This window comes from Exiguobacterium sp. SL-10 (genome assembly GCF_004337025.1).
In the GTDB taxonomy this organism is placed as follows: domain Bacteria; phylum Bacillota; class Bacilli; order Exiguobacteriales; family Exiguobacteriaceae; genus Exiguobacterium.
Genome location: NZ_SJUP01000004.1, coordinates 12,813 through 28,741, shown reverse-complemented (window position 1 = coordinate 28,741; position 15,929 = coordinate 12,813). Strand labels below are relative to the sequence as shown.

The following is a 15,929-nucleotide window of genomic DNA, read 5'->3' as shown; positions in this document are numbered from 1 at the left end:
GACACGAGTCCTCGGTCGTTTTTTGTAGTCAGTACGTCGTCGTCTCGCTGAGACCGTCGTCGGTATCCGTCAACCCGTCGTTCGTCTCTGGTGCGGCATCTTCCGCCGTCACCGGCAAGCCGAGTTCGCTCTTCAGGAGCGAGCGTTTCTCGCTCAAGTCAGCCGGATCAAGTTCATAGTAGTACACACCGCCGAGCGTCAAGTCGCCGCCCGCTAGCGTTTCTTGATTGAATGAGCGGAGTGACTTCGTGTACGGCTGGAGCTGTGACGCCTCGGACAAGGACATATTCGTTCGGATGTTATTGCCGACCGCATTCATAATCCGGTTGAGCTTAGTGAACGAATTGATTGTCGTTGCCTCGTTGATGATGGCTTCGAGCACTTGCTGTTGACGTTTCGCGCGTCCGACATCGCCCTCAGGGTCGTCTTTTCGCATACGCGCGTAAGCGAGCGCTTCCTTGCCATCTAGCGTCTGGACGCCTGGTGCAAGTTCGACGTTACCGGTCGCCCGGCCTGAGATTGGGATGAGCACGTCGACCTCGACGCCGCCGACAGCGTCGACGAGATCTTCGATGCCATCAAAGTTGATTGTCGCGTAGTAGTCGATCGGGATGTCGAACAGCTTCTCGACCGTCGCGATCGTCGTGTCGATGCCACCGTACGCATACGCATGGTTGATCTTGTCCTTGAACTCACTGCCATCCGTGACGATGTCGACGTACGAGTCACGCGGGATGCTGACGAGCGTCACTTGGCGCGACTCCTTGTTGAACGTCGCCACCATAAGCGAGTCGGTCCGTCCTTCTTCGAGCGAGGCGCCGCCATCGACGCCGGCGAGTAGGACGGAGAAGTGATCTTTCGTCAGGTCGACCGTCTCTTCCCGACGGTCTGACTTGTCGCCGCGTGTCAACTCGCTGTTCGTGTTCTCCGCCGTCTCGTTCGCCTTGAAGACGAAGTAGCCGAAGGCCGATCCGCCGACGAGTAGGACGAGGCCGAGTGCGAGCAGGACGATTTTCCACACGGGACGTTTCTTGCGGGAGTCTTGTTCCATGTCGTCTCCTCATTTCATTTGTTTCCTTCAGTATACGTGACCTACCGCACAAAATCACGTTCGATGATGCGTTGGTCCTGGGTCTCGAGTCCTCCTTGGCCATTCGTCAAATCGACGAGCCATGCCATCGCGGCCTCGGTCTCTTCGACCGGCACCGAGATGTGGAACGTGACGGTGTCGGCGTAGACGATGTCGTCTAAGAGGTACGACGATTGGCGGAGCTCGTTCTCGACCTTGCCGATCCAACCGTAATCGACCGTGAGCGTCAACCGTTGCATCGCGATACGTTCGACGATGCCGACCGCGTCGAGCCCTGCGCTCACCGTGCCGCCGTAAGCGCGAATCAGTCCGCCACCACCGAGCTTGATCCCGCCGAAGTAGCGGGTGACGACGACGACCGTGTCTTTCAATTCGCGTTTTCGAAGCACCTCGAGCATCGGTAGCCCGGCCGTCCCGCTCGGTTCACCGTCATCATTCGCTTTTTGGAACTCGTTCCGTGCACCGATGATATAGGCTGAACAGTTGTGATTGGCGCTCCAATGCGCTTTCTTGATGGCTTGGATGAACGTCTGCGCGTCTTCCTCGGACGTGACCCGTTTGAAGTGGGCGATAAATTTTGACTTTTGAATGACGACCTCGTATTCTCCGTCTTGTTTTATAGTATAATTTTGTTCAGCAGACATTTCTGAAAATTCTCCTTTCTATTTTTGAATATTTTTTTTAAAATTCAAGTAGGCGTCAACGCCTGATGCGGCGAATGGGTAGGAGAGCCTCCGTTTTTTTACTGTAAACGAACGTTCCGCAGTCGATAATAAGAATAGATGAAGACTTACTACCGAATTATTAGGGGATGGCATCGTGAATCATATTACCGATCGTACAGCTTTAGAACATATCATAACAAATATGATTGATACGGTGACGGAAAGTAAAGAGGAGATCGTCCGGATTACCGAGAGTTCGGCCAACGAGTATTCGTTGATTCAAAACGAACTGAAAGAGTTGACGCAAAAAATCGAGTTTTATATCGAGGAGTCGGAACGTCTCGACCTGCTCGTGAAAGCGGCGAAGAACAAACTCGTCCAAGTGAGCAAGAAGTTTCATATACATAGCGAGCAAGAGATCCGGGAGGCGTATGAACGCGCCAACCAAATGCAACTCGAGCGCTTTCTCATCCAAAAAGAAGAGATGGCCGGCCAACAGCGTCGTAACGACCTCGAACGCCGCCTGCTCGTCCTCGAGGACACGATCGAACGGGCCGACAAACTTGTCAGCCGCGTCTCCGTCGTGCTGAACTTCCTTCGGGACGACCTGCAACAAGAGTACTCCGACATGATGAAGAAGCAAGAGATGGCGATCAGTGTCTTTGAGGCGGCCGAACGTGAACGGCGCCACCTCGCTCGTGAGATGCACGACGGACCGGCGCAATCGCTTGCTCATATTTTGATTCGAGCCGATTTGATTGAGAAGACGTTCGATAAGCGTGGGAAAGACGAGGCGTTCGCCGAACTCCACGAACTCAAACGCCTCATCCGCGGTGCGCTCGTCGACGTCCGACGACTCATCTATGATCTTCGTCCGATGTCGCTTGACGACCTCGGCTTCTTGCCGACGCTCGAACGTTACCTTCATCAGACAGAGGAATATACGACCATCAAAACACGGCTCAACTACCGGGGGTCTCGGGCCAGATTGCCTGAGAAGTTGGAAATCAACGTATTCCGGCTTGTCCAAGAAGCCGTCCAAAACGCAATCAAACACTCGAAGACGGCGGAAATCATCGTCAACGTCGAGCAAGCGCATGACGCGATACATATTCATGTACGGGATCATGGTGTCGGCTTCGTGCCGAGTACGATTGGCGAAGAGTCATTCGGGATCGTTGGGATGCGGGAACGGATCGAGTTGGTGAACGGGAGCATGACCATTGATTCGGAAGTCGGCAAAGGGACGGTCGTCCGGATGTCGATTCCGATCACGTAAGACAAGAACAAGGGGGAGTATCCAGATGGAACAATTACAAACGCGCATCGCAATCGTGGATGACCATGAGCTGTTTCGAGAGGGTTTGAAACGGATTTTTGACTTAGAGGATGAATTCACGGTCGTCGCCGAAGGGCGGACCGGCACTGAGGCGATTCGAATCGCAGCCGACCACAAGCCGGAGATTTTGATTCTCGACATCAATATGCCGGAACTGAACGGGATCGAGGCGACGAAGCAATTGTCGGTGCTATCACCGGACACGCGTGTCCTCATCCTGTCGATTCACGACGACGAGTCGTATATCACGCATGCGCTCGAAGCGGGCGCCTCTGGCTTCCTGCTCAAAGAAGTGGCATCGACCGAACTCATCTCGGCCGTCCGTTCGGTCGCAAAAGACGGGGCTTACCTGCATCCGAAAGTGACGACGAACGTCTTGAAAGAGTACCGTCGTTTGCTCCAATTCAAAGGCGAACAGGCTGTTCGCAACGTTGAGAATCGGACCGATGACCCGGTGTACCAATTGTTGTCGCGCCGTGAAGTCGAAGTGTTGCATTTGCTCGCCGAAGGTCGTTCGAACCGCGACATCAGCGACATGCTCTTCATCAGCGAGAAGACGGTCAAAAATCACGTCTCTTCGGTGCTCCGCAAAATGGAAGTGAACGACCGGACGCAAGCCGTCGTCGACGCCATTCGCCGTGGATGGGTTGAGATTTGACCTCGATTGAGGCAATGCATCGTTTTTATGCTACAATATGGAATGGAATCCACATTCAATTGGAAAACGAAACGATGTAAAGTGAGGATATAGCATGGGAAACATAGCCATTTTGACCGACAGTACCGCCTATTTGCCGGCCGAATTTTGTGAGCAGCACGACGTCCACGTCGCCCCGCTCAGCGTGATTTTTGACGGAGAGTCGTTCCGCGAAGACGTCGATATCACGACCGAAGCGTTTTATGACCGGATTGAGGCAGGGAACTTGCCGACGACTTCCCAACCGAGCATCGGGGAAACAATCGAATTGATTGAACGTCTTCCGGAAGACGTGACGGACGTCATCGCGATCACACTCTCAAGCGGAATCAGCGGTACGTATCAATCGATGATCGCCCTGAACGGTATGGTCGACATCAACGTCCACGCGTTCGACTCAGAGATTTCGTGCATGCCTCAGTCGTTTCTCGTCGAAGAGGCCATTCACTTGCGTGACGCGGGCGCATCGGCGCAAGAAATTATGGCTCACCTTGAAAAGGTACGCGAGTTGATTCGGGCGTACTTCGTTGTCGATGACCTCGACCACCTCCAACGAGGCGGACGACTTAGCGCGGCGCAGGCGCTGGTCGGATCGTTCCTTCAAATCAAACCGGTGCTTCATTTCCAAGACCGGTTGATCGTCCCGTTCGAAAAGATCCGGACATACAAGAAGGCGGTTCGCCGTATCGAGGAGATGATGGAGCAGTCGATCGAGGGCGATGGTGCAGGTTATTGTATCGGCATCATCCACGCCAACTGCCCGGACCGTCAGGCCGAGGAAATCGCATCGATGAAGCAGAAGTTCCCACAGGCCCATGTCACGGGCGGTCATTTTGGACCGGTCATCGGGACACACCTTGGACCTGGTGCGATCGGTATCACGTGGTATCGTCGCGAGTGGTAAACAAAAGACGGCCATTCGGTCGTCTTTTTCGATAGAGAGGAGTGAGCCTGTGGCCAAATATCGTCAAATCTACGAGCGCCTCGCTGAGCGTATGAAGACCGGTGAGTATGCGGCGGAGTCGAAGCTGCCGTCCGAGACCGAGCTCATGCAAGAGTATGAGGCGAGCCGAGGCACCGTCCGTAAAGCGCTCGACCTGCTCCAAGAGCACGGTTACGTTCGGAAACATCATGGGAAAGGCGTCTTCGTGCTTCAGCGCGATCAAATCGAGTTCCAGTTCAACGGCATCGTCAGCTTCTCCGAAGTATACGCTTCCTTGCTCGGCCGCTCGATTCAGACGTCGGTCGCCTCGTTCGAGGAGATTGAGGCGCCGACTTGGCTCGCCGACCGGATGAACCTTGACCCCGGCACACGGATGTATCGGGTCGAACGGGTCCGGAACTTCGACGGGGAGGATGTGATCTTAGACGTGAACTATTTCGTCAAAGACCTCGTTCCGGGCTTAACGAAAGAGATCGCGGCCCGCTCAATCTATGGGTATGTCGAACATGAGCTCGGTCTCCAGATCAGTTACGCCAAACGGAAGATCGCGGCCGAGGACGTGACCGAGCTTGATCGGTTACGTCTTGACCTTCACGATTACGAGTACGTCATCGTCATCACGAACGATACGTTCCTTTACGAAGGAAGACAGTTCGAATATACAGAGTCCCGCCACCGACTCGACAAGTTCCAGTTCAGCGACGTGGCGCGCCGCTAGCACCCCTTCTTCGGAAGGGGTCTTTTTTCGTTTTGAATCGGGACAAGAGGGAACAAAAATAGTGAACGCCTGTCACAAAATCGCCACGAAAAACTTATATAGATAAGTTGTTGACAGAACTTATCTATATAAGTTAAACTTTGTTTGTACTCATAAGTAACCGTTTTCAACAAACGCTTTCAAACAAAGGAGGCCAACAAATATGAAGGCAGATTATCGTCAAATCGCCGCAGATATCCTTGAAGCCATCGGAGGCAAGGATAACGTCGACAAAGCGGCACACTGTGTCACGCGGCTCCGTCTTTCGTTGAAGGACCAGTCGCTCGTCAATGAAGCAAAAGTGAAAGAAGCCGATCTCGTCAAAGGGGCATTCGAAAACTCGGGTGTGTATCAAGTCGTCATCGGTGCAGGGGACGTCGAACGCGTCTACGCCGAGTTCATCAAACTCGCCGGGCTCGAAGCGGCGACGGTCGCCGAGGTCAAATCGGCCGGCGGCAAAAAGATGAACCCGATGCAAAAACTCGTTAAAGTGTTCTCGGACGTGTTCATGCCAATCATCCCGGCCATCATCGTCGCCGGTCTTTTGATGGGGATTAACAACTTGCTCGCGTCAGAAGGGCTGTTCGTCGAGGGTGCGACGCTGATTGAGGCGTACCCGAATCTGCAAGGACTTTGGGACCTCATCAACATGATGGCGAACACGGCGTTCGTCTTCCTCCCGGCGCTCGTCGGTTGGTCGGCGACGAAACGGTTCGGCGGCAGCGAAGTGCTCGGGATTGTCATGGGTCTCTTGCTCGTCCACCCGGATCTCTTGAACGCCTGGGGTTATGGGCAGGCGGCACTTGAAGGCGACGTCCCGACGTTCAACATTCTCGGTTTGTTCGAAATCGAGAAAGTCGGCTATCAAGGTCAAATCTTGCCGATTTTGGCCGCGGCCTTCATTTTGAGCCATATTGAAATCTTCTTGAAAAAACATGTACCAAACGCGATTCAATTGCTCGTCGTGCCGATCACGACGATCGTCGTCACCGGATTCCTCGCGCTCGCGATCGTCGGACCGGTCACACGTGGAATCGGGAACGTCATCGCGACGAGCCTCGTCAACGTGTTCGAAGTCGTCCCGGTCGTCGGTGCGCTCTTGTTCGGATTGTTCTACGCACCGCTCGTTGTCACGGGGATGCACCACTTGTTCATCGCGATCGACCTTCAGCTCATCGCGGAAACGGGCGGTACGTTCATCTGGCCGATGCTCGCCTTGTCGAACATCGCTCAAGGTTCGGCTGCGCTTGCCATGTTCTTCGTCTATAAGCACAACGCGAAACAAAAGAGTATGGCGTCGACATCAGCCATCTCGGCTTACTTCGGGATTACCGAGCCGGCCATGTTCGGGGTGAACTTGCCGAACAAGTTCCCATTCTACTCGGCAATGATTGGGTCGGCGATTGCGGCCGTCTTCATCACCTTGAACGATGTCCAAGCGATCGGGATCGGGGTCGGGGGACTACCTGGATTCCTCTCCATCTTCACCGATAAGATTTTGCTCTTCATCGTCGGGATGGTCATCGCGATCGTCGTTCCATTCGTCTTGACGTTCGTCTTGTCGAAACGCTATATGAAGAAAGGCGAAATCGAAGAAAACAAAGTCGCTTAATAAGAAGATCACTGACAAGGGGAGGGACGGAGGTTCTTCCCCTTTTCCTGTACAAATGAAAACTCTTACAAAAGGAGATTACACCTATGACACCATCAAACTGGCGCAAATCTGTCGTTTATCAAATTTATCCGAAAAGCTTCTATAGCCCAGAAGGCAATGCCACCGGCTCCATCAAAGGCGTGACGGCCAAACTCGATTATTTGGCCGAGCTCGGCATCGAATACATTTGGATGACGCCGGTGTACAAGTCACCACAAAATGATAACGGCTACGATGTCAGCGACTATTACGCGATCGACCCATCATATGGGACGATGGACGACCTCGATGAGCTCGTCCGTGAGGCCGAGGCGCGCGGCATCGGCCTCATGATGGACATCGTCGTCAACCATTCGTCGACCGAGCATGAGTGGTTCCAAAAATCGCTCGCCGGCGACGAACGCTATCGCGACTACTACATCTGGCGCGACGAACCGACGAACTGGGAGTCGAAGTTCGGGGGCAACGCCTGGAAGTATGACGAGAAGAGCGGCCAATATTATCTCCACTTGTTCGACGTGACTCAGGCCGACCTCAACTGGGAGAACGAGCAGATGCGCGAGGACGTCTATGAGATGATGCGCTTCTGGCGCGACAAGGGCATCAAAGGGTTCCGCCTTGACGTCATCAACTTGATCTCGAAACAGCAAGACTTCCCGGAGGACGACTCGGACGGCCGCAAGTTCTACACGGATGGACCGCGCATCCATGAATACTTGAAAGAGATGAACCGTGAGGTGTTCGACGGCCACGATGTCATCACGGTTGGCGAGATGTCGTCGACGACGCTCGACCACTGCGTCCGTTACTCGAGCCCGGACGAGCGCGAGCTCAGCATGACGTTCAGCTTCCATCACTTGAAAGTCGACTACCCGAACGGCGAGAAGTTCGTCGCCGCCCCGTTCGACTTCGTGCAACTGAAAGACATCATGTCGACGTGGCAGGAAGGGATGCACGGCAAAGGCTGGAACGCCATCTTCTGGTGCAACCACGACCAGCCGCGCGTCGTCAGCCGCTTCGGCAACGACACCGACTACCGCGTCGAGAGCGCGAAGATGCTCGCGACCGTGCTCCATGGCCTCCAAGGGACGCCATACATTTATCAGGGCGAGGAGATTGGGATGACGAACCCGGGCTTCGACTCGCTCGACGAGTATCGTGACATCGAGACGCTCAACGCCTATAACTTGAAGCGTGAACAGGGTGTGTCGCATGAGGACATGATGGCCGCCATCAAACAGAAGTCGCGCGACAACTCGCGGACACCGATGCAGTGGGACGCGACGCCGCACGCCGGCTTCACGAGCGGGACCCCGTGGATCAACGTGGCGCCGAACTATGCGGACGTGAACGCCGAGACGGCGCTCGACAACCCGAACTCGGTGTTCTACCACTACAAGAATTTGATCTCGCTCCGTAAAGAACTCGACGTGTTGACGGACGGGGACTACACGCTCCTCACACCGGACGCACTCGACGTCTGGGCGTACACGCGGAAGACGGCAGACGAGGAAGTGCTCGTCATCGCGAACTTCTACGGACCGGAGACGACGTATGAGATCCCGGCAGGTTTCACACAGGCCGAGGTCGTCAGCCACAATTATGACGTGCCGCAGCTCGACGGGACGACGCTGTCGCTCCGGGCGTACGAGGCGATCATGTTCTACAAACAACATTGAGTGTCAGGAGGCGTTCCATGCGGGCGCCTCCTTTTAGTTGCCGAAAGGAGGGACTCTCAAAATGGGGATAGTTCCAATAGAGGTGCCCCTCGAGCCTGTCGAGGAACATGTGGATAGGATTTACTCTACATCAACGTCTAAGGTGGGTGAGAAAAAAGATTCCTCCGGTCGTTGGAGGAATCTTTTTAGTCGTTCAAACGTTGCTTTATGCGTGCTAAAAGATGAGGGGAGTCGAGGTCGCTATATTGAATCCCTTCCGCATAACGTTCGATGCCATCTACCGTGATTTGCAGCGTGATGGCATGGAAGGGAACACTGTTCTCGTCAGCGACACGTTTCACGTCACGCAGTAAACCCATCACTTCTTCAAAGGTATAGGATTGATCTTCCGCATGGAGGAAGAGGAGACCGTAGCGCGCCCCATAAAACTCGACGTCGACGGGTTGATCGATTTGCAAGTCATTCGTATCAACCCCTAGTTCCACATCGTCGCTCCATGTTGAACGAGGGAGCTCAGCCATGAAATCGATGCGGTCTGAAAAGCTTGGTGCGATGAACTGTTGAACAGCAGCGTTATAAGCGTCACTGATCCGTTGGTGTGTGTTTTCCTTTGACACGACATCGTCTTCATAGCTGTCATCGACGACTTTTCCGCTTCGGGTGATTCGTATCACGAACTCGGTATCGGTGCTTGTACGAGAAGTCATCGTCACATAATATTTTGGGTCGTATAGCGATAAATACATGACATCCGCTACGTGAAGCGACAAGTCCGGATACGTGACGTGAACATACTCCTCTGCTGCTTCGATTGCGCGTTGCTCCGCTTTGTCGCTCCCGTCAAAGACATACCAGCACCACCATCCGAAGCAGAAGACCCCGAGCATACCTAAACCGGTCAAGATGTTGTGGATGGGTTGTTTGAACATGATTTTCTCCTCGTTTCCAATAAATGGTCTATTTTCAGTATAGTCAATCGTTTCAACTTTCACCTCGGTCTACAGCATGATATGAGTGGACATCCCATCGTTATCCGTCTCTGTTCCATCGACGAACATGACATGTAGATGTGATGGTAATATGCTAGCGTCAATAGAAAAAGGACTGATCTTATGGGCCAACTGATCGTGTCACCAAACGGAACTCCTGCCATCCGCTTCGGCGTCTGCCAGCGCTGTCTAAGTGCGGACACGCGTTCATTCACGTGCCACCACGGTGCGTGCCGCTATTGCCGGAATTGCCTCCATCTCGGTCGTGTCTGTCAATGTGACCGTCTTCAGGAAGAAGATGTCACGACACCGGTCGAATCGACGGAACTCGTTATGCCGTTCGAACTGTCGGCCGATCAAAGGCGTGTGAGCCGGCAACTGCTCGATTGGTGGGAAGCACGGACGAGCGGACTCGTTTACGCCGTCTGCGGTGCCGGGAAGACAGAGATGACGTTCCCGGTCATCGCGCGCGTCGTCAATGAAGGGAAGCGTGTCCTCATCGTCTCGCCGCGCCGTGACGTCGCCATCGAATGGACTGACCGGCTCGAGGCCGCCTTCTCTATCCCGGTCACCCGGCGCTACGGGGGCGGGGACAAAGACACGATCGGGATGATCACCGTCGCGACGGCCCCGATCCTCATGAATTTACGACATGTGTTCGATTACGTCCTCGTCGATGAGTCTGACGCGTTCCCGTTCGCCTTCGATCTCGTACTCTGGTGGACGCTCCGCCGGGCCGGCAAAGGCCTATTCTTGTTCGTGACGGCGACGCCGACCGTCTGGCAACGCCGGTTCCCGACCGTTCATCTGTCCCGGCGCTATCACGGCCACGATTTACCGGTGCCGCGACTCGTGCGTGAGACGGGGCAAGCCATCCTGGACTTCTGTCGGCAATACGAGGGGTCCCCACGTTTGCTGTTCGTGCCGACGAAACCGGACCTCGTCCGCTACGGGGAACTGCTCACGGCGAGCGGCTTCGCCTATCAGGCCGTCTCGGCCGACACGGGCGAGCGGACGGACGTGCTCGAGTGGCTCGAGGCGACGAACGGGATTGTGCTCGCGACGTCGATTTGGGAACGAGGCATGACTGTGACCGGGGTGCACGTCGCCGTCCTTGACAGCAGCCATGCCTTGTTCTCGTCCCGCGCCCTCATTCAGATGGCCGGACGGGCTGGACGCAAACCGAGCGCGCCGACCGGGGACGTCGTCTTCTTCTATCAAGAGCGCACGTTCCGACAAGACCAGGCCATTCGGGCGATCGAGGAGGCGAATCGACGATGAACTGTCTCGTCTGCCGAAAACCGTTCGTCATTCCCTGGAGTCCGGCGACACTCCTGAAACGAGACTGGGTTTGCCCGGACTGTGAAGGGAGGTTGACGCCGCTCGTCGCGGGTTGCCCGCGTTGCGGTCATCCGACCGAGGACGAAGCGACATGCGACGATTGCGTCCGTTGGCTTGCCCTCGGTCTCGATTTGACCGTCCACTCGCTATATGCATATGACGAGGCGGGTGCGAACTGGCTCCATCGCTATAAATTCGGCGGTGACGTCGTCCTGGCCAACCAGATGCGCTCGGTACTCCGACAGTTACGAGAACCAGGTGTCGTCTACGTGCCGATCCCTCTCAGCGAGGAGCGGTTGCGGACGCGGCGTTTCAATCAGTCCGAGGTGCTCGCCCGGATGATTGGGCCGACGAAACAAGTGCTCGTGAAAGCTGAGGTTTCAAGTCAGCGTGAATTTGGGAAAGAAGAAAGGCGGCACCGTACGAATCCGTTCGCTGTACAGCAGTTGCCACGCTATGGCAAAATGGTCCTCGTCGACGATGTCTATACGACCGGGACGACGTTACATCAAGCAGCACTCATCTTGCGCCGGGCCGGGGTGGAACAAGTTTCTGCCGTTTGCCTGTTCCGGACGCTAAACAAATCAAAAATGCGTCCGATATAAAGGGCAGAGGTGAATGACTGTGGAAGCAACAACTTGTCAAACGTGCGGTCGGCTGTTCATGAAACAAAGCCGCTCGCCTTACTGCCCATCCTGTGCGGAAGTCGATTTCCAAAACTTTTTGAAAGTCCGGGACTTCATCCGCGAACCCGCTAACAAACAGACGACCATCGGGGCTCTCGTCGAAGCGACGAACGTCTCCGAACTTGATATCACGCGATACATCCATGAAGGACGCCTGATCATCAAGGACAACCCGTCACTGAACATCGCCTGCATCCGTTGCGGCAATCCGACGAACCAAGGAAAGGTATGCGCGGGTTGTCAGACCGACATGCAGCAAGAACTGAAAGGGCTACAAGCCACCGCCACGAAACAAAGCGTTCGCGCTTATCGTTTGGACTAACAACTGAGAAGAGGGGGGACACGTATGCGCATCGATTCTGCAAAGTGGGTACACTTACCGAACACTTATGAGAAGAAAACGCAACCTGAGACGAAGCCCGAGCTGACACGCCAAACGGACCAACTATCGATATCGGCCGAAGCCCGCGCCCGGTTTGAAGAACCGGTGAAACACCCGGAGCGCCTGGAGAAAATCAACGCCTTGAAGGCGGAGATTAACGCCGGGACGTATACACGGGACGCGCGCGAGATCGCCAAACGCTTTCTACAAGGATGAATGAAAGCGAGGTCCGAGGGAGACCTTCGCATAAATATGATGGCACGGAAGCTGACTAAACAAGGGACACCCTTTCTTTAGTCGGCTCTTTTTTTGGACAAAGGAGAGACTTATGCTCACATTACATACACGCTTGCTCGAACTCGCTTACGAAAAAGAACGATTGCTCGTCAACGGCGACATGCCCGCTTTCAGCGCGCTCGTCAAGGAAGAGGCGACGCTCCTCCGACAAATCAAACAAAAAGAAGCGGAACGACTTCAAGGAACGTATCATTTGGACGATGAAGAGAAAGAAGCGTTACGACCGGTCGTCTTCGAGCTGAAACGGCAGAACGAATTGAACGCCGTCTTGCTCGAACAGTCGCTCCGGTATATCGAATGGCATTTAGACATGCTTTTGCCAGAGGCAGATGATTTCACATACGGTCAACAGGCGCTCGAGACGCGCTCGTTCAGCCGAGATGTATAAGGAGGAAGTTTGATGGGCTCAACATTTATGGGATTAGAGACGGCGCGCCGTAGTTTGACGACGCACCAATGGGCGCTCCAGGCGACGGGGAATAACGTCGCCAACGCCTCGAACCCGGGCTACTCGCGCCAACGCTTGTCGCTCGGCATGACCGAACAACTCAGCGTCAACTTCGGGGGAACGAAGGCCGGGCAGTTCGGGACAGGTGTCCGCGGCGAGACGCTCGCGCGGATCCGCGATTTGATGATTGACCAACAATACCGCGACGAGTCGGTGAAGAACGCCTACTATGCGACGAAAGAGGCGGCGTTCGGCCGGATGGAGGACATCGTCAACGAACCGTCAGAGACGGGCCTCGCGAAGTCGCTCGACTTGTTCTGGGCCTCGCTCCAAGACTTGTCGGTCAACCCGGATGACGCCGGCGCGCGCAGCGTCGTGCGCCAACGGGCGATGACGCTCGCGGAGACGTTCAACTACATGTCGTCCTCGCTCCAAAAAGTACAGGCTGACCTAGCCTCAGAAGGTGACGTCGTCGTCAAGAAAGTGAACGACTTGATGACAAAAATCAGTCAAGTCAATCGCCAAATCGGCGACGCAGAGCCGCTCGGCGTGCTTCCGAACGAACTGTATGACGAGCGCGACCGCTATATGGACGAACTCGCCCAATACATGGACTTCACACGCGTCCCGGTCGACTATACGAACGGCGAGTCACGCGGGAACTCACAAAAAGTTGCCGAAGGCCGCATCGACATTATTGTCTCCATCAATGGCGTCGACCATAAGCTCGTCGACGGAATCAATGGCACGGTCGGTTCGTTCGACGGTCTCGACATGACTGACGCGAGCGGGGCGGACGTGGCACTCACGCACGCAACGATGCCGAACGGAAAATGGAAAGCGCTCGTCGAAATGTACGGCACGGACACGGCGGAAACAGGCAGCGTGAACGGTGTGTACGCGACGATGTTGAAAGATTTGGACGAGATGGCCGGCAAGTTCGCTTCAGCGTTCAACACGGCCCACAGCAACAATATGGACGCCAAAGGCAACGCCGGAACAGCGAACTTCTTCGAAGGGACGGCTAGCGCCTCAACAATCAAAGTGAGCGACGCCGTCATGAACAACCTCGACTTGATTGCCGCGTCACAAGACGGCAATATCGGGGATGGCAGCGGGGCACTCGCTTTGGCGAACTTGAAGTCGGCCACGCTCAGCTTTGACGGGTCGGTCCAGACAGACACGTCGATCGGTAAATACTATCAGAACGTCATCGGGAACATGGCCGTAGCCGCCGATCAAAGCGGACGTCTCGCCAAGAGCACGTTCGCGCTCATGGCGAGCTCGGACCAGCGCCGCCAAGCGGTGAGCGCCGTGTCACTCGACGAAGAGATGACGATGATGATTCAATATCAACACGCCTATAACGCGGCGGCCCGCAACATCACGGCCGTCGATGAGATGCTCGACAAAATCATCAACGGCATGGGTGTCGTAGGGAGGTAATGCTTGATGCGAGTCACACAGACGATGCTCACACAGACAAACTTGAAACACTTATCGAGCAGTTATAACAAGCTCGCCCAAGTGCAAGAACAACTTATCAGCGGGAAACGGATCCAGAAGGCGTCCGAGGACCCGGTCGTCGCCATGCAGGGCATGCGCTACCGGACCGAGGTGCGCGAGGTCGACCAGTTCCGCCGCAACGTCAGCGAGGCGACGAGCTGGATGGACTTGACCGACTCGACCTTGAACGAAGTGACAGAAGCTGTCAAACGGATTCGCGAACTGACGACGCAGGCAGCGAACGACACGTACGAGTCATCGCAACGTCAAATCATCCAAAGTGAGGTCAATCAGTTGATTGAACACATTGGCTCGCTCGCAAACGCGAAGTCGGGCGAGAAATATATTTACAACGGCACGAAGACGGATCAGCCACTCGTCGATATGGACGCCTTGAAGGCGTTCCTTGCCGACCCGAACGGGGACGTCAACAGCATTTACCCGGACGGGGCACCGGCAGCAAGCGGGAAAGTCGCCTTTGAAGTATCGAAAGGCATCACCGTCCAAGTGAACATGCAACCGGAGACGGTGTTCGGGAGCGACGTGTTCGCCGGACTCCACGACCTCGTCTCGAAACTGGCCGACCCGAACACGACCGGGGAAGTACTCTCGAACGAGCTCGCTGACCTCGACGTCATCGCCCAAAGCTTGATCACGGAGCGGGCCGAGCTCGGGGCCCGTGCCAACCGATTAGAACTCGTCGACAACCGCCTGCAAGAACATGAGATTATCGCCAAGACGATCATGTCCGATAACGAAGACATCGATATCGAAAAAGTCATCATGGAGCTCAAGTCTCACGAGACGGTGCACCGGGCCGCATTATCGGCCGGCGCCCGTATCATCCAGCCGACGCTCCTCGACTTCCTCCGGTAAGCGATGAATATCGCCCGGCTTGAGATGCGGCAGACACAGGCCGCGATCCAAATCTCGTCGAATCGACCCCACCTCGAGATGAGGCAAGGTCGGGTCGACGTGTCGATGACGCAAGGCAAGGTCGAGATGATCCAACAGACGACAGGCGGCACGCTCGAGGTCGACTCGTCGGTCGCACGCAGTGAAAGTAACTTGAAGGCAGCGCTCGAGCTCGGTCGTCATTTCGGGCAACTCGGAGAACAGGCGGCGCGAGAAGCGACGTCCGGCACAGCCCGCGATGGGGATCGGCTCATGCGTATCGAGAACGGCAACCCGATCGCCGCGATGGCCGCCGAGAAGACGAGCTCTCCGTATCCGGTCGTCGACATGGATTTCATGCCGAAGTCGCTCGACCGCGTGAAGTTGACGTATACGCCGGCGGATGTCAAAATCGAGTGGAACCTGACGCCGGCACAGATTGATGTATCACTCACCCCGACCGATATCTCGTTCACGCCATGGACGACGGACATCTCGCTCCGTCAACAGGCGTCGCTCGAGATGTGGCCGGTCGGTGGCATGTATGATGAGACGCGTTGAA

Annotated in this window: 17 protein-coding genes; 14 read left to right on the top strand and 3 right to left on the bottom strand. The window is 55.3% G+C overall.

What is annotated here, in order from left to right; genetic code table 11:
- Positions 1 to 28: 28 nt before the first annotated feature.
- Both EVJ33_RS06020 and EVJ33_RS06015 read right to left on the bottom strand, forming a co-directional pair.
- Positions 29 to 1,051 (bottom strand): LCP family protein, encoded by a 1,023-nt coding sequence (locus EVJ33_RS06020; RefSeq protein WP_131435378.1) that lies wholly within the window; start codon positions 1,049 to 1,051, stop codon positions 29 to 31.
- Positions 1,052 to 1,092: 41 nt separating this feature from the next.
- A complete protein-coding gene (locus EVJ33_RS06015; RefSeq protein ID WP_131435376.1) occupies positions 1,093 to 1,734 on the bottom strand; it encodes a YigZ family protein in 642 nt (213 codons plus the stop codon).
- A gap of 175 nt (positions 1,735 to 1,909) precedes the next feature.
- Here EVJ33_RS06015 and EVJ33_RS06010 point away from each other — a divergent pair, with 175 nt between their 5' ends.
- From EVJ33_RS06010 to treC, 6 genes are all read left to right on the top strand, one after another.
- Positions 1,910 to 3,034, top strand: coding sequence for a sensor histidine kinase (locus tag EVJ33_RS06010; RefSeq protein WP_200881489.1), 1,125 nt, complete (start codon positions 1,910 to 1,912; stop codon positions 3,032 to 3,034).
- Between the two features lie 25 nt (positions 3,035 to 3,059).
- A complete protein-coding gene (locus EVJ33_RS06005; protein WP_131435375.1) occupies positions 3,060 to 3,752 on the top strand; it encodes a response regulator transcription factor in 693 nt (230 codons plus the stop codon).
- Positions 3,753 to 3,846: 94 nt separating this feature from the next.
- Positions 3,847 to 4,695 carry a DegV family protein gene (locus tag EVJ33_RS06000; RefSeq protein ID WP_131435373.1) on the top strand — a complete coding sequence of 283 codons (849 nt, stop codon included), beginning with the start codon at positions 3,847 to 3,849 and terminating at the stop codon, positions 4,693 to 4,695.
- Positions 4,696 to 4,786: 91 nt separating this feature from the next.
- The gene (gene treR, locus EVJ33_RS05995; protein WP_236634559.1) at positions 4,787 to 5,452 is read left to right on the top strand and encodes a trehalose operon repressor; all 666 of its coding nucleotides are present in this window, start codon (positions 4,787 to 4,789) and stop codon (positions 5,450 to 5,452) included.
- Positions 5,453 to 5,654: 202 nt separating this feature from the next.
- On the top strand, positions 5,655 to 7,103 hold the full coding sequence (gene treP, locus EVJ33_RS05990) for a PTS system trehalose-specific EIIBC component (protein ID WP_131435369.1): 1,449 nt from the start codon (positions 5,655 to 5,657) through the stop codon (positions 7,101 to 7,103).
- A gap of 86 nt (positions 7,104 to 7,189) precedes the next feature.
- Positions 7,190 to 8,824 (top strand): alpha,alpha-phosphotrehalase, encoded by a 1,635-nt coding sequence (treC, locus tag EVJ33_RS05985; RefSeq protein ID WP_131435367.1) that lies wholly within the window; start codon positions 7,190 to 7,192, stop codon positions 8,822 to 8,824.
- A 185-nt stretch (positions 8,825 to 9,009) separates the two neighbouring features.
- Here treC and EVJ33_RS05980 read toward each other — a convergent pair whose 3' ends face one another.
- Positions 9,010 to 9,753 carry a hypothetical protein gene (locus EVJ33_RS05980; RefSeq protein WP_131435365.1) on the bottom strand — a complete coding sequence of 248 codons (744 nt, stop codon included), beginning with the start codon at positions 9,751 to 9,753 and terminating at the stop codon, positions 9,010 to 9,012.
- 183 nt (positions 9,754 to 9,936) lie between these two features.
- Here EVJ33_RS05980 and EVJ33_RS05975 point away from each other — a divergent pair, with 183 nt between their 5' ends.
- The 8 genes from EVJ33_RS05975 to EVJ33_RS05940 all read left to right on the top strand — a co-directional run bounded on the left by EVJ33_RS05975 (position 9,937) and on the right by EVJ33_RS05940 (position 15,928).
- On the top strand, positions 9,937 to 11,094 hold the full coding sequence (locus tag EVJ33_RS05975) for a helicase-related protein (RefSeq protein ID WP_131435363.1): 1,158 nt from the start codon (positions 9,937 to 9,939) through the stop codon (positions 11,092 to 11,094).
- Positions 11,091 to 11,759 (top strand): ComFC family protein, encoded by a 669-nt coding sequence (locus EVJ33_RS05970; RefSeq protein WP_131435361.1) that lies wholly within the window; start codon positions 11,091 to 11,093, stop codon positions 11,757 to 11,759. The genes EVJ33_RS05975 and EVJ33_RS05970 overlap by 4 nt, the downstream gene beginning before the upstream one ends.
- 19 nt (positions 11,760 to 11,778) lie before the next feature.
- Entirely contained in the window at positions 11,779 to 12,162 is a 384-nt protein-coding gene (locus EVJ33_RS05965; protein ID WP_236634547.1) for a flagellar protein, read from the top strand.
- A 24-nt stretch (positions 12,163 to 12,186) separates the two neighbouring features.
- A complete protein-coding gene (locus EVJ33_RS05960) occupies positions 12,187 to 12,438 on the top strand; it encodes a flagellar biosynthesis anti-sigma factor FlgM (protein ID WP_131435359.1) in 252 nt (83 codons plus the stop codon).
- A gap of 112 nt (positions 12,439 to 12,550) precedes the next feature.
- On the top strand, positions 12,551 to 12,907 hold the full coding sequence (flgN, locus tag EVJ33_RS05955) for a flagellar export chaperone FlgN (protein WP_131435357.1): 357 nt from the start codon (positions 12,551 to 12,553) through the stop codon (positions 12,905 to 12,907).
- A 12-nt stretch (positions 12,908 to 12,919) separates the two neighbouring features.
- Complete coding sequence (gene flgK, locus EVJ33_RS05950; RefSeq protein WP_131435355.1) at positions 12,920 to 14,413, top strand: flagellar hook-associated protein FlgK; 1,494 nt, start codon at positions 12,920 to 12,922, stop codon at positions 14,411 to 14,413.
- A gap of 6 nt (positions 14,414 to 14,419) precedes the next feature.
- Complete coding sequence (flgL, locus tag EVJ33_RS05945) at positions 14,420 to 15,349, top strand: flagellar hook-associated protein FlgL (RefSeq protein ID WP_131435353.1); 930 nt, start codon at positions 14,420 to 14,422, stop codon at positions 15,347 to 15,349.
- A 3-nt stretch (positions 15,350 to 15,352) separates the two neighbouring features.
- Positions 15,353 to 15,928 (top strand): DUF6470 family protein, encoded by a 576-nt coding sequence (locus EVJ33_RS05940; protein WP_131435351.1) that lies wholly within the window; start codon positions 15,353 to 15,355, stop codon positions 15,926 to 15,928.
- Position 15,929 lies beyond the last annotated feature (1 nt).

Bases quoted from the DNA above. Each gene is read 5' to 3' on its own strand.
- EVJ33_RS06020 (WP_131435378.1), bottom strand. From the start codon at position 1,051: ATGGAACAAGACTCCCGCAAGAAACGTCCCGTGTGGAAAATCGTCCTG.
- EVJ33_RS06015 (WP_131435376.1), bottom strand. From the start codon at position 1,734: ATGTCTGCTGAACAAAATTATACTATAAAACAAGACGGAGAATACGAG.
- EVJ33_RS06005 (WP_131435375.1), top strand. From the start codon at position 3,060: ATGGAACAATTACAAACGCGCATCGCAATCGTGGATGACCATGAGCTG.
- EVJ33_RS06000 (WP_131435373.1), top strand. From the start codon at position 3,847: ATGGGAAACATAGCCATTTTGACCGACAGTACCGCCTATTTGCCGGCC.
- treR (WP_236634559.1), top strand. From the start codon at position 4,787: ATGAAGACCGGTGAGTATGCGGCGGAGTCGAAGCTGCCGTCCGAGACC.
- treP (WP_131435369.1), top strand. From the start codon at position 5,655: ATGAAGGCAGATTATCGTCAAATCGCCGCAGATATCCTTGAAGCCATC.
- treC (WP_131435367.1), top strand. From the start codon at position 7,190: ATGACACCATCAAACTGGCGCAAATCTGTCGTTTATCAAATTTATCCG.
- EVJ33_RS05980 (WP_131435365.1), bottom strand. From the start codon at position 9,753: ATGTTCAAACAACCCATCCACAACATCTTGACCGGTTTAGGTATGCTC.
- EVJ33_RS05975 (WP_131435363.1), top strand. From the start codon at position 9,937: ATGGGCCAACTGATCGTGTCACCAAACGGAACTCCTGCCATCCGCTTC.
- EVJ33_RS05970 (WP_131435361.1), top strand. From the start codon at position 11,091: ATGAACTGTCTCGTCTGCCGAAAACCGTTCGTCATTCCCTGGAGTCCG.
- EVJ33_RS05960 (WP_131435359.1), top strand. From the start codon at position 12,187: ATGCGCATCGATTCTGCAAAGTGGGTACACTTACCGAACACTTATGAG.
- flgN (WP_131435357.1), top strand. From the start codon at position 12,551: ATGCTCACATTACATACACGCTTGCTCGAACTCGCTTACGAAAAAGAA.
- flgK (WP_131435355.1), top strand. From the start codon at position 12,920: ATGGGCTCAACATTTATGGGATTAGAGACGGCGCGCCGTAGTTTGACG.
- flgL (WP_131435353.1), top strand. From the start codon at position 14,420: ATGCGAGTCACACAGACGATGCTCACACAGACAAACTTGAAACACTTA.
- EVJ33_RS05940 (WP_131435351.1), top strand. From the start codon at position 15,353: ATGAATATCGCCCGGCTTGAGATGCGGCAGACACAGGCCGCGATCCAA.